Source organism: Xanthomonas sp. SHU 199 (assembly GCF_000364665.1).
Classification (GTDB): domain Bacteria; phylum Pseudomonadota; class Gammaproteobacteria; order Xanthomonadales; family Xanthomonadaceae; genus Xanthomonas_A; species Xanthomonas_A sontii.
The window spans coordinates 1-12,478 of the sequence record NZ_AQOI01000151.1 but is presented as its reverse complement, the minus strand read 5'-3'; the positions used below and the strand labels follow the sequence as shown (position 1 = coordinate 12,478).

The 12,478-nt window shown below is 69.5% G+C and carries 13 protein-coding genes; 10 read left to right on the top strand and 3 right to left on the bottom strand.

The features are described 5' to 3' along the window. Together D183_RS24170 and gnd are read left to right on the top strand one after the other, a co-directional pair. Positions 1 to 1,160 (top strand): hypothetical protein (locus D183_RS24170; protein WP_017908377.1); only part of this gene is annotated, 1,160 nt, incomplete at its 5' end. Positions 1,161 to 1,229: 69 nt separating this feature from the next. Then, positions 1,230 to 2,174, top strand: a complete 945-nt coding sequence (gnd, locus tag D183_RS0106980; RefSeq protein ID WP_017908376.1) for a phosphogluconate dehydrogenase (NAD(+)-dependent, decarboxylating) — start codon at positions 1,230 to 1,232, stop codon at positions 2,172 to 2,174. Positions 2,175 to 2,184: 10 nt separating this feature from the next. On the opposite strand, the gene D183_RS0106975 is transcribed toward gnd, so the two are convergent. Next, the gene (locus D183_RS0106975) at positions 2,185 to 3,225 is read right to left on the bottom strand and encodes an oxidoreductase (protein WP_017908375.1); all 1,041 of its coding nucleotides are present in this window, start codon (positions 3,223 to 3,225) and stop codon (positions 2,185 to 2,187) included. A gap of 144 nt (positions 3,226 to 3,369) precedes the next feature. Between D183_RS0106975 and D183_RS0106970 the strand changes: the two genes are divergently transcribed. The 5 genes from D183_RS0106970 to D183_RS0106950 all read left to right on the top strand — a co-directional run bounded on the left by D183_RS0106970 (position 3,370) and on the right by D183_RS0106950 (position 8,285). Next, on the top strand, positions 3,370 to 3,786 hold the full coding sequence (locus D183_RS0106970) for a BON domain-containing protein (protein ID WP_017908374.1): 417 nt from the start codon (positions 3,370 to 3,372) through the stop codon (positions 3,784 to 3,786). 185 nt (positions 3,787 to 3,971) lie between these two features. After that, positions 3,972 to 4,316, top strand: coding sequence for a hypothetical protein (locus D183_RS0106965; RefSeq protein ID WP_226975011.1), 345 nt, complete (start codon positions 3,972 to 3,974; stop codon positions 4,314 to 4,316). Positions 4,317 to 4,515: 199 nt separating this feature from the next. Then, positions 4,516 to 6,327: a sensor histidine kinase gene (locus D183_RS0106960; protein WP_017908372.1), complete on the top strand. Its 1,812-nt coding sequence runs from the start codon at positions 4,516 to 4,518 to the stop codon at positions 6,325 to 6,327. Beyond that, complete coding sequence (locus tag D183_RS0106955; RefSeq protein ID WP_017908371.1) at positions 6,324 to 6,764, top strand: response regulator; 441 nt, start codon at positions 6,324 to 6,326, stop codon at positions 6,762 to 6,764. The genes D183_RS0106960 and D183_RS0106955 overlap by 4 nt, the downstream gene beginning before the upstream one ends. A 6-nt stretch (positions 6,765 to 6,770) precedes the next feature. Further along, positions 6,771 to 8,285 carry an ATP-binding response regulator gene (locus tag D183_RS0106950; RefSeq protein WP_026144266.1) on the top strand — a complete coding sequence of 505 codons (1,515 nt, stop codon included), beginning with the start codon at positions 6,771 to 6,773 and terminating at the stop codon, positions 8,283 to 8,285. 290 nt (positions 8,286 to 8,575) lie between these two features. Here the strand turns inward: D183_RS0106950 and D183_RS0106945 are convergent, their stop codons facing one another. Further along, a complete protein-coding gene (locus D183_RS0106945) occupies positions 8,576 to 9,415 on the bottom strand; it encodes a proteasome-type protease (protein ID WP_017908369.1) in 840 nt (279 codons plus the stop codon). 96 nt (positions 9,416 to 9,511) lie between these two features. Here D183_RS0106945 and folK point away from each other — a divergent pair, with 96 nt between their 5' ends. Then, entirely contained in the window at positions 9,512 to 10,036 is a 525-nt protein-coding gene (gene folK / locus D183_RS0106940) for a 2-amino-4-hydroxy-6-hydroxymethyldihydropteridine diphosphokinase (RefSeq protein ID WP_017908368.1), read from the top strand. 118 nt (positions 10,037 to 10,154) lie between these two features. Here folK and D183_RS0106935 read toward each other — a convergent pair whose 3' ends face one another. Continuing rightward, positions 10,155 to 10,889, bottom strand: coding sequence for a pteridine reductase (locus D183_RS0106935; RefSeq protein ID WP_017908367.1), 735 nt, complete (start codon positions 10,887 to 10,889; stop codon positions 10,155 to 10,157). Positions 10,890 to 10,943: 54 nt separating this feature from the next. Here D183_RS0106935 and D183_RS0106930 point away from each other — a divergent pair, with 54 nt between their 5' ends. Both D183_RS0106930 and D183_RS0106925 read left to right on the top strand, forming a co-directional pair. Then, a complete protein-coding gene (locus tag D183_RS0106930) occupies positions 10,944 to 12,128 on the top strand; it encodes a class I SAM-dependent methyltransferase (RefSeq protein ID WP_026144265.1) in 1,185 nt (394 codons plus the stop codon). Then, positions 12,128 to 12,478, top strand: a 351-nt coding sequence (locus D183_RS0106925; RefSeq protein ID WP_017908365.1) for a VanZ family protein, incomplete at its 3' end; no start/stop codon positions are given. The genes D183_RS0106930 and D183_RS0106925, both read left to right, overlap by 1 nt.

Genomic DNA, 12,478 nt, shown 5'->3' with positions numbered 1-12,478 from the left:
GGCTCGGTTGGCGCATCGGCACGACCAGCGCGGCGCAGCCGCAGATCGCCGCCGGCGCACCCTGCGAACGCGGTTCGCTGGCCGAGGCGCAGGCGCACGGCGATCTGCAGGCGGCCTTGCCCGCAGCCTGGAACGACGCGCAACGGCAGCAGGCCTTGCGTGTCTTGCTGGACACGCCGGCCACGCAGTGCGGCTACTTTCTGCAACTGGGGGCGGCCACCACGCGCGCGGTCGCACGCCTGCAGGACAATCCCGGCTACCGTTTCTCGGCGCTGCAACTGGGCTGGATCGGCTTCGGCCTGCGCGGCGCGCACGCGCAAGGCTGGGAGCGCTTCCGCAGCTTCGGCCGGGGCTATCGCCCGGCAGGCGGCAATGCGCAGGCGATCGAGGCGTTCTACAGCGGCCATGTGCGTTCGGAATGCGGCGTCGGCCGGCAGATCGCGCAACTGGCCACACAGCGCGAACTGTATGGCGACGCGGCGTTCGATCGTGCGTTCAGCGCCGACGAGCTGTCGATCGGCACCTTCCTGACCCTGCACGACACCGATAGCATCCTGCTCGGCGCGCACGCCGGCGAGTTCTTCGCCGACGGCAAGGCAGTCAGGACCGCGCAGCGCGGCCGTGCGGCCTTCCTCGGTGCGCCCGGCTACATCGTGCACGTGTTCGAGCGCCGCTACCTGGACGACATCAACAACCAGGCCGAGAACTTCGTGGTCGCCGCGGTCAGCGCCGAGGCCGCTACGGCATTGCGTGCGCACGGTGGCTTCGCCTACTACGACGCCCAGAACCGCCGCATCTGGGAGCTGGCGCGGGCGCTGCGCGGCCCGGGCCGGGAGCGCTTCGAGCGCTTGCTGTACGCGCGCGACCCGGCACTGCGCGCACGCCTGGATCCGGCGCAGCAGGCGGTGCTCGCGCAACTCGACGCCTTGCTCGACGATCCGTTCTACCGTGGCTTCGCGGTCTACGTGCATCCCAAGGGCGTCAAGCCGATCGGGTATCACGTGGTGCGGCTGCTGGATCGCAATCCGCGCACGCCGTTCGCGATCGAGCTGACCCTGCATAACCTGCACACCACGCTTTACCAGCGCTGGCGCGACCTGCAACTGCACGACTGTGCGCAAACGCCGCCGCCGGCACCTGCCGCCACATCGGTGCCTTAGCTGCGCGTCACGTCGGCATCGCCGCTTCGTGAGACCCTAACCCTCCTTTTTTCGAACCGGGAACGACGCATGGAACTGGGACTTGTAGGCTTGGGCCGGATGGGCGCCAACATGGCTGAGCGGCTGGTGCGCGGCGGGCATCGCGTGGTCGGTTTCGACCTGGGCGAGGCCGCGCGTAGCGCGGCGCAGCAGCGCGGGGTCGACGCGGTCGACAGCATGGCCGCGCTGATCGCGGCGTTGCCGGCACCGCGCGCGGTGTGGCTGATGGTGCCGGCCGGCAAGGTCGTCGACGACACCCTGGCGGCGTTGCTGCCGTTGCTCGGCAAGGGCGACGTGGTGATCGACGGCGGCAATTCCTACTACAAGGATTCGATGCGCCGCGCCGGCGAACTCGCCGCGCACGGCATCGCCTATGTCGACTGCGGCACCAGCGGCGGCGTGTGGGGTCTGCGCGAGGGCTACAGCCTGATGATCGGCGGCGATACCGCCGCGGTGCAGCGCCTGCACGACGTGTTCGCGACCCTGGCGCCGGCCGCCGATGCCGGCTGGGGACATGTCGGCCCCAGCGGCGCCGGCCACTTCACCAAGATGGTCCACAACGGCATCGAGTACGGGATGATGCAGGCCTATGCCGAGGGCTTCGCGCTGATGGGGCGCAAGCAGGAATTCGCACTGGACCTGCACCAGGTGGCCGAGGTCTGGCGCCAGGGCAGCGTGGTGCGTTCATGGCTGCTGGACCTGTGCGCGGATGCATTGGGCGACAACCCGACCCTGGCCGGGATCGCGCCGTTCGTCCAGGACTCCGGCGAGGGCCGCTGGACCGTGGCCGAGGCGATCGACCTGGACGTGCCGGCGCCGGTGATCACCCTCTCGCTGCTGGAGCGGCTGCGCTCGCGCGACGACGATTCGTTCGCCGACAAGTTGCTGGCGGCGATGCGCAACCAGTTCGGCGGCCATGCGATCAAGCACGAGGGCGGCGACGCGCCCGCGCCGGGCGGTACGCGCCCGGCCTGAGGCCCGGCGCTCAGTCCAGCGTGACGCTGCAGCCGGAGGCGGCGCTGCGCACGCCTGCCTCCAGCAGCCGCATCACCGCCAGCGCCTGCGCCGCATCCACCGGCGCAGGCGCGCGACCTGCGATCGCCTCGCGAAAGGCCGCATAGCAGTCGCGGTAATCGCCACGCGGCGCGGGCAGGGTCTGGACGGCGTGCGTGCCGTCGGCGCCGACCAGGCGCAACTGGCCGGGCAGGGGATCCTCGCCCCAGCCGGGCGTGCCCGGCGCGACGCCCGCGCGCAACTGCGCTTCCTGCGTATCCAGGCCGTGCTTGACGTAGCTGCCGCCGCTGCCGTGGAGCGCGAAGCGCAGGCCGTTGGCGGCGACCAGCGAGCCGGCATGCAGCACCACGCGCAACCGCGGATAGCGCAGCACCGCATGCACGTAATCCACGGTCTGCGCGCCGGGGCGTTGCAGCGCCAGATCGGCCTGCAGCGCCTGCGGCGGCCCGAACAGTTGCAGGGCCTGATCGAGCAGATGCGGCCCCAGGTCGAACCACAGCCCCGAGCCGGGGAGGGCGTGCTCGCGCCAGCGGTCGCCGACCTGCGGACGGTGGCGGTCGAAGTGCGAATGGAACTCGGCGATCTCGCCCAGCGTGCCCGCCTCCAGCAAGGCGCGCACGCCGAGGAAGTCGCTGTCCCAGCGTCGGTTCTGGAACACGCTGACGATGCGGTCGGCGCGCTGCGCCTGGTCGAGCACCTGTTGCGCTTCGGCCACGTCCAGGGTGAATGGCTTGTCCACCAGCACGTGCTTGCCCTGCGCCAGCGCGGCCAGCGCCAACGGCGCGTGGGTCTGGTTGGGCGTGGCGATCACCACTGCATCGATCCGCGGATCGGCGAAGGCCTGCGCCGCATCGGCGACCACGCGCGCCTGTGGCCAGGCCGCATGCACCCCCTCGGCCTGGCGCGAGACCACGGTGTGCAGGTGCAGGCCGGGCGTGTGTGCGATCAGCGGCGCATGGAAGGTGCGGCCGACGTAGCCGAAGCCGAGCAGGGCGAGATTGAAGTCGGACATGGGCGCAGGCAGCAGCGGCGGGACGCCAGTATCGCCTGGGCTGCGTGGGCGGATTGCGCATTCACGCTGCGGCGATTCTTCGGTCACGCCGCCTGTACGACGGCCTGGCGGAGACTGCGCGCACATTCAGCGGAGGAAGACACGATGAAGACGATCAATGCACGCACCCTGCTTGGCGCCACCCTGGTGGCCGGTTTCGCGTTCGGCGCGGGCCAGGCGTTCGCAGCCGGCCAGGCCACCAGCGCCAAGGACCACGGCACCATGGGCCAGCAGGACACGATGCAGCACGACACCATGGCCCATGACACGACTCGCCACGACTCCAAGGAGCCGGTCACCGACACCTGGATCACCACCAAGGTGAAGGCCGATCTGCTGGCCACCAAGAACGTGTCGGGCACCGAGATCAAGGTCGACACCGTCAACGGCACGGTCAAGCTGTCCGGCGCGGTCGCGACCAAGGCCGAGAAGGACAAGGCCGTGGCGGTCGCCAAGAAGATCGACGGGGTCAAGAAGGTGGATGCGGCCGACCTGAAGGTCAGCGCCGCCGCCAAGAAGTAAGCATTGCGATCCGCCGCCGCGGGTGGGGATGCGACGAGGCGCCCCACCCGCGACAGCCGGTCTGCGACGCACCCTGCGGGGTGCGTTTTTTTTGGGGGGCAAATTCGCGACGGAAATCGCATTTCGCGTCGCATTGACACCCGCTCAGACATCATGCCTTCATGTTCGTCAACGGATCACGCGCGATGTTGGAGACCCAACCCCACCCGGCTGCGGGGCACGCGGCCGCGGCTGCCGAGGCGCTGGGCGCCGCGTTGTCCGGCCATGGCGCGCAGCCGTCACTGCTGCTGCCGGCGGTGCGCCGGCTGGAAGCGCAGTTGAGCATGCTGTTGACCACGTTTCACGACGACACCGGGTTCTGGCCGGCGTTCTCCGTGCTGATGCAGGAACTGGATCAGGGCCTGAGCCAATCCGAGCGCCGGCGCCTGCGCAGCCACGCCGATTTCCTGCTGGTCCGCGCCGGCATGCCGGCCTGGACCCTGATCGGCGCCACCGCCGGTTCCATTCCGCCCCCGGCGCGCCGGCCCTGAGCGCGGCGCGCGCGTGGCACTCCCGCGGGTGGCCGCAGGCCGCCCGTGTCGTCGTGCGCGCGGCCTGGGATAGAGTCCTTGCAGGTACCGCGATCGGGGTGTCGCGCTTCCGCTGAACAATTCATCTGCTGCCGGGGAAGATGGGCGACAATGCGCGCCCGCGATGGCCGCAGCCGTTCCTTCTTTTGACGCACCAGCTATGCAGACCATCGCCAAACACGATGCTTGGGACCGCTGGCGGCTGCCGTTGCTGGCGCTGGCCGTCGTCCTGATCGTCATCCTGCCCTCGCTGCTGCTGCGGCAGATGAATGCCAGCACCCTGCGTGCGGCGGATTGGGTCGGCCACAGCCAGGAAGTGACCGCCACCTTGAACGCGATGGAAGCGGACATGCGCGACATGGAGTCGGCGGCGATGGCGATGTCGCACGGCGTGCAGTCGCCGATCCTGACCGCGCGCCTGCAGCAGGCGCGCAACTCGATGCAGCCGACGCTGGCGCACCTGGCCGAGCTGACCCGCGACAACCCGGACCAGCAGATCCGCGTCGGCCGCCTGCAGAGCACGCTGGAGCGACGCGGCCTGATCGCCGAGCGGATCGCGCAGACCCGCGATCCGGAGCGGATCCGCGCGCTGATCCAGGACATGACCGCCGACAATCCAGTGCGCGGCCTGATCGCCGAGCTGCAGCGGCGCGAGGACGAACTGCTGAGCGAGCGGACCGCCGACGCCGAGCAGCGCCGCATGCTCGCCTCGATGATGAGCTGGACCTCGCTGGTGGTGCAGCTGTTGTTGCTGGGCCTGGTGATCTGGCTGTTGCAACGGCAGATCGGCCGGCGCCTGGACGCCGAGCGCCACATGCTGCGCGCCAACGGCCGCGCCGCGGCGGTGCTGCAGACCGTGCGCGAGCCGATCGTGCTGCTCGACAACGGCCAGCGCATGCTGATGCACAACACCGCCTTCGCCGAACTGTACGGCATGGACCTGGCGGATCCGCCGAAGCTGCTCGCCGACGTCGGCGACGGCGTCTGGCAGGATCCGGTGATCGTGCAGCGCTTGGCCGACGTGCTGCTGCGCGGACGCGAATTGTGGGATTTCGAGCACGAACAACTTGGCGCGGACGGCGTACCAAGGACCATGCTGCTGAATGCGCGGCGCATGCCGCTGCCGGACAGCGAGGACGAAGTGGTCTTGATGACGGTCAGCGACATCACCCTGCAGAAAACCGCGCAACAGCGCATCCAGGAGCTGAACCGGCAGCTGGAGGGCAAGGTCGAGCAGGTGTCCGAAGTCAATCGCGAACTGGAGGCGTTCAGCTACTCGGTCTCGCACGATCTGCGCGCGCCGCTGCGCCACGTGGCCGGCTTCGCCGACAAGCTGGTTCGCCATCTGGGCGATGGCGCCGACGAGAAGAGCCGGCACTACCTGGAGGTGATCGGCACCTCGGCGCGGCGCATGGCCTCGCTGATCGACGACCTGCTGGTGTACTCGCGCCTGGGCCGCAGTGCGCTGCGCCTGCAGGCGGTGGACATGCAGTCGCTGGTGGCGGAGACGCGTTCGGTGCTCGACGCCAACTACCAGTCCGACCATGGCGACAGCGGGCATCGCATCGAATGGAGCATCGCGCCGTTGCCGATTCTGGTCGCCGACGAAAACATGATGCGCCAGCTGTGGCTGAACCTGCTCGGCAATGCGGTCAAGTACAGCGCCAAGCGCGAGGTCGCGCAGATCGAGGTCGGCTACCAGGTGCAGCCGGACGGCAGCCATCACTTCAGCGTGCGCGACAATGGCGCAGGCTTCGACATGACCTATGCGGCCAAGCTGTTCGGCGTGTTCCAGCGCCTGCACAAGGCCAGCGAGTATTCCGGCACCGGTATCGGCCTGGCCAGCGTGCGCCGCGTGCTGACCCGCCATGGCGGCCATATCTGGGCCGAGTCCGCCCCCGACCAGGGCGCCACCTTCCATTTCGTCTTGCCCCCGGCGCCCGAAGCGCCCACTACCGAGTTCATCGCATGACCGCCATCCGCACCATCCTGCTTGCCGAAGACAGCCCCGCCGATGCCGAAATGGCGGTGGATGCGTTGCGCGACGCGCGTCTGGCCAATCCCATCGTGCACGTCGAGGACGGCGTGGAGGCGATGGACTACCTGCTGCGCCGCGGCGCCTATGCCGAGCGCGAGGAAGGCCTGCCGGCGGTGCTGCTGCTGGACATCAAGATGCCGCGCATGGACGGCCTGGAAGTGCTCAAACTGGTGCGCAGCGAGGAGTCGCTCAAGCGCCTGCCGGTGGTGATCCTGTCGTCCTCGCGCGAGGAAAGCGACCTGGCCCGCAGTTGGGATCTGGGCGTGAACGCGTATGTGGTCAAGCCGGTGGACGTGGACCAGTTCTTCACCGCAGTGAAGACCCTGGGCACCTTCTGGGCGCTGATCAACCAGGCGCCGGACAAAGAGTAAGCGCGCATGCCCACCACCGGCCCCAGGCTTGGCCCGATCCGGATCCTCATGGTCGAGGATTCGCCGGAGGATGCCGAGCTGCTGTCCGACCAGTTGCTGGACGCCGGCCTGGAGGCGACCTTCCGCCGCGTGGAAAGCGAGCCGACCCTGCGCGAGGCGCTGGGCGAGTTCGCGCCGGACATCGTGCTGTCGGACCTGAGCATGCCCGGGTTCTCCGGGCACGAGGCGCTGCGGGTGGTGCGCGAGGACGGCAACGCCGTGCCCTTCATCTTCGTCTCCGGCACCATCGGCGAGGAGACCGCGGTGGAGGCGCTGCGCGACGGCGCCAACGACTACATCATCAAGCACAACCCGACCCGCCTGCCGTCGGCGGTGGCGCGGGCGATCCGCGAGGCCCGCACCGAGCGCGAGCGGCAGCGGGTGGAGCGCGAACTGATGCGCGCGCAGCGGCTGGAGAGCCTGGCCCTGCTCGCCGCCGGCCTCAGCCACGACCTGCGCAACATCCTGCAGCCGCTGCTGATCGTGCCGGAACTGATCGTCGGTCGCAGCGACGATCCGCAACTGCGGCACCTGGCCGACGTCATCGCCGAGTGCGGCCGGCGCGGCCACGAGATGGCCGAGTCGATGCTGTCGTTCGTGCGCGGCTCGCGCACGCCGAGCGAGCCGGTGCGCATCGCCGAGCTGTTCCAGGCGGTGCAGATGCTGCTCAAGAGCAGCCTGCCGGAGCGGGTGACGCTGCAGGCGGACGTGGCCGATCCGGCGCTGTCGATCGAGGCCAACTACACCGAGTTGCAGCAGTGCCTGCTCAACCTCGGCCTCAACGCGATCCAGGCGATGCCCGACGGCGGCCAGCTGAGCTTCTCGGCGGCGCCGGCGATCGGTGCCGACGGCAGCGAGCAGGTGCGCATCCTGGTCCGCGACAGCGGTATGGGCATGGATGCGGAGACCCAGGCGCGGCTGTTCAGTCCCTTCTTCACCACCAAGCCGGACGGCACCGGCCTGGGCCTGATCTCGTGCAAGCGCATCGTCGAGAGCTACGGTGGCCGGATCGGCGTGGACAGCACGCCGGGCCAGGGCACCTGCTTCGAATTGCTGATCCCGCTGCGCGCGCCGGTGCCGTCGTTCGAGCCGGAGCCGTCGCTGCCGATGGGCAAGGGCCAGCGCGTGCTCCTCGTCGATGGCGAGGCCACGCGGTTGTCGCTGCTCGGCAATGCGCTGTCCAGCCAGGGCTACCGTCCGCAGTTGGCGTCCGACGGCGCCGCCGCGCTGCGCGACGTCGAGGAACACGGCCTGCCGGACCTGGTGATCGTCGACAGCGACATCATCCTGCTGTCGGCGGTACGCCTGCTGCTGGCGCTGCAGGACCTGGGCTACCAGGGCCCGGCGATCGTCCTCGAGGACACCGGCACCAACCTGGAGCGCGACCACTTCCCCGCCGACATCGCCGTGCACGTCCTGCGCAAGCCGCTGGAAATGCAGCGCGTGTTCCGCGCGGTGGCGCATGCCCTCGAAAGCGGCTGAGGTGCTGGGAATGGGGATGGGGGAATCGGGAATGGGAACGGCCAAAGCCAAAGCCAAAGCCAAAGCCGATGCTCATTGCTGCATGGCGACCGTATCTCCAGCGCAAGCTGCGCGATGACGTGACTCGTTTATCTGGAGTCACCGAGAGAGGCAAAGCTCACCGGATCCGATAAGTGCAGCTTGGAACGCAAGGGCAACGGATTGACGCCTCAGCGGCCATCATGTCTCAGCGCAAGCTCCGCGCTCCGGCTGTTCCGATTCCCCATTCCCGATTCCCCAATCCCGGCTTCTCACTGCTGCGCCGACTGGTCTTCCGGGTCGCGGCGGGCGGGGGAGCGGCGCGGGGGCAGGGGCGGCAGGGCGTCGCGCGATTCGGTGTCGTGGTCGGCGGACAGGGCCGGTTCCCAGGGGAAGCGCGGCAGGGTGCGCACGGCGTTCTCCAGCTTGCGCGACCAGGTGTCGTGGATCTCGGCGTACAGCGGGGTGTCCGCTTCCAGGCGCATGCGCTCGGTCACGCGCAGGTCGTTGCGGCGGATCAGCGCCACATCGATCGGCATGCCCACCGACAGGTTGGAACGGATGGTCGAGTCCAGCGACACCAGGGCGGTGCGTGCGGCGTCTTCCAGTTGCATCTCCGAGCGGATGATGCGGTCCAGGATCGGCTTGCCGTACTTGGATTCGCCGATCTGCAGGTAGGGCGTCTCCGGCGAGGTGGCGATGGCGTTGCCGAGCGGATAGATCATGTACAGCCCGGGCCGTTCGCCGGCGATCTGCCCGCCCAGGATCAGCGTCGACTGCACGTTGATGCCGCTGTGCTGCGATTGCTCGGACAGCTTGATCTGGCTGGAGGCCAGCACGTCGCCGACGTACTCGGCCACCTCGAACAGGTGCCGGAAGGTGCGCAGGCTGCGCGGCGCGTCCGGATCGTCGGCGTCGCGCTGCAGACGCGAAAGGGTCAGCTGCGTGGTCGCCAGGTTGCCTGCCGACATCAGCGCGAACACCGCCTGGCCCGGATACTCGAACACATGCAGCTTGCGGTGGACGCGGACGTCGTCCAGCGAGGCGTTGGTGCGGGTGTCAGCGGCGAAGACCAGGCCTTCGTCCACTTCGATGCCGACGCAATATGTCATGGCGCTGCCGAAAACCGGGTACGTCCCGATTCTATGGGGGCGGCTCGGGCTTGGCTAGCCGTTGACGCTCGCGGTCGCGGCATGCGCGAATAGCGCATGACCACCGTGCTTCTGAGCCTGGGCAGCAACCTGAGCCCGCATCACCACCTGGCCGCGGCGATCGCGGCGCTGCGCCGGCAGTTCGGCGCGGTCGCGGTGTCGCCGACCTATCGCACCGCGGCGGTCGGCTTCGACGGGCCGGCGTTCCTGAACAACGCGGTGGCGCTGCAGACCGACTGGGAGCTGGCGCCGCTGGACGACTGGCTGCATGCGCTGGAGGACGCGCATGGCCGCGACCGCAGCGGCCCGCGCTTCAGCGACCGCACCCTGGACATCGACGTGGTGTTCTACGGCGACCGCATCGTCGAAGGCCCCGGCCACCTGCGCATCCCGCGGCCCGAGCTGCGCCACGCCTTCGTGCTCAAGCCGCTGGCCGACATCGCCGCCGACTTCGTCGACCCGGTCACCGGCCAAACCCTGGGCGCGCTATGGCAGGCGCATGAGGAGCATGGCAAGGCGTTCGAGGTGGTGGAATTGGTTGATGAAGCCGGGAATGGGGAATCGGGATTGGGGAATCGGTAGAACTGGGTACCGGGCCGATCGTCGCGCTGTCATGGCGCGGCCTGGCGTAGCTCTCAGCAATGGCTGGAAAGAGGTCGCGCTTGCCGATTCCCCATTCCCCATTCCCCGTTCCCAGCCTTCAAGTCAGCCCGCGTCCCCCATCCACCCGCACGGTCTGCCCGGTGACGAAGCTGGCGTCGTCGAGCAGCCAGCGCACAGCCTCGGCGATTTCCTCGACCTGGCCGGTGCGTGCCAGCGGGGTGCGTGCCAGCAGGGCCTGCTGCGCGGCGGCGTCCTTGCCGGCGTCGGGCCACAGGATCGCGCCGGGGGCGATGGCGTTGACGCGGACCTGCGGCGCCAGTTCCAGCGCCAGCGAGCGGGTCAGCATCGCCAGGGCGGCCTTGGCCGCGCTGTACAGCGGATGCGCGCGCAGCGGCTGTTCGGCGTGCAGGTCGGTGAGATTGACGATCGCGCCGCCGTGTTGACGCAACTGCGTGGCCGCGGCCTGCGCCAGGAACAGCGGCGCACGCGCGTTGACCGCGAACAGGTCGTCCCATTGCGCAGGCGTGGCCTCGTGCAACGGCGTGGGATAGAAGTTGGAGGCGTTGTTGACCAGTGCGTCGAGGCGGCCGAAGCGCGCCACGCACTGCGCCACCAGGTCGGGTAGCTGCGCGGCGTCGCGCAGGTCGGCCTGCAGGGTCAGCGTGCTGCCGGCGCGCATGGCGTCCAGCTCCTGCGCCAGCGCGCGCAGCTCGGCCTGCGAGGTGTGCGCATGCAAGGCCACGTTATAGCCGGCCGCGTGCAGGCGTCGGGCGATGCCGGCGCCGATGCGCCGCGCGCTGCCGGTGATCAGGGCGACTTTGGTCTGGGTCATGTACGGGTTCCATGCTCGGCTATGCTGTGCATTGTCCACGCAATCGCGCAGCGCATGCCCACCGACCTTCCTTTGCCCGATGCCACCGCATTGGCCCACAGCGATCGCCTGGCCGCGCACATGCGCGCCGAGATCGCCGCCGCCGGCGGAGCCATTCCGTTCTCGCGCTTCATGGAGCTGGCGCTGTACGCGCCCGGCCTGGGCTACTACAGCGCCGGCAGCAGCAAGTTCGGCGAAGAGGGCGATTTCGTCACCTCGCCGGAACTGGGGCCGCTGTTCGCCGCCACCGTGTCCAATGCGTTGGCGCCGGTGCTGCAGCAACTCGGGCCGCAGGCACGCATGCTGGAAGTGGGCGGCGGCAGCGGCGCCTTCGCCGAGGTCATGCTCAAGCGCCTGCTGGCGCTGGATGCGCTGCCCGAGCGCTATGCGATCCTGGAGCCCAGCGCCGATCTGCGCGAACGGCAACGCGAGCGCCTGGCGCGCGCGCTGATCCCGCCGGTGTTCGAGTTGGTGGAATGGCTGGACCGGCCGTTCGACGACGACTGGAACGGCGTGCTGTTCGCCAACGAGGTGATCGACGCCCTGCCGACGCCGCGCTTCGCGCTGCGCGACGGCGAGGTGTTCGAGGAAACCGTGACGCTGGATGGCGAGGGCCGCTTCCGCCGCGGCGAACAGCCGGCCGATCCGCTGCTGGCGGCGGCGGTGCGGCACATCGAACGCTATCTGCAGGCGCCGTTCGCCGACGGCTACCGTTCCGAATTGCTGCCGCAGTTGCCGTACTGGATCCAGGCGGTGGCCGGCGGCCTGCGCAGCGGCGCGATGCTGTTCGTGGACTACGGCTATCCGCGCCGCGAGTTCTATCTGCCCGAGCGCGACGACGGCACCTTGCGTGCTTTCTACCGGCATCGCACGCATGCCGATCCGTACCGCTGGCCGGGCCTGCAGGACCTGACCGCGTCGGTGGACTTCACCGCGCTGGCCGAGGCCGGCACCGGGGCGGGCTTCGACCTGGCCGGTTACTGCAATCAGGCCAGCTTCCTGCTCGGCAACGGCCTGGACGCGCTGCTGGCCGAGGCCGAGGCGCGCAGCGACGCAGCCGCGCAACTGCGCCTGCGTCAGCAGGTGAAGCAGCTGACCCTGCCCAGCGAGATGGGCGAGCGTTTCCAGGTGATGGGCTTCGAGCGCGACGTGTCGCTGGCGCCGGCGTTCCTGTCCGGCGACCTGACCTGGCGGCTGTGATGGCGGCAGTGCGCGACTTCCGCTGGCCCTGGCTGTGGCTGGGGCTGTGGTGGCTGGGCATCGCGGTGCTGATCTACGTGTGCCTGATGCCGCACCCGCCGCAGTTGTCTGACCTGCCCGACACCGACAAGGTCGAGCACTTCATCGCCTACCTGGTGCTGGCCGCCGCGGCCGTGCAAGTGTATGCCGGGCCGCGCGCCTGGACCTGGGCCGCGCTGGGTCTGCTGGCGCTGGGCGTGGGCATCGAATTCGCGCAGGGCGCCTGGACCACCACGCGCTCGGCCGATCCGCTGGATGCCCTGGCCGACGCCCTGGGCGTGGCGGCCGGCATGGCCACCGCGGCCACGCCG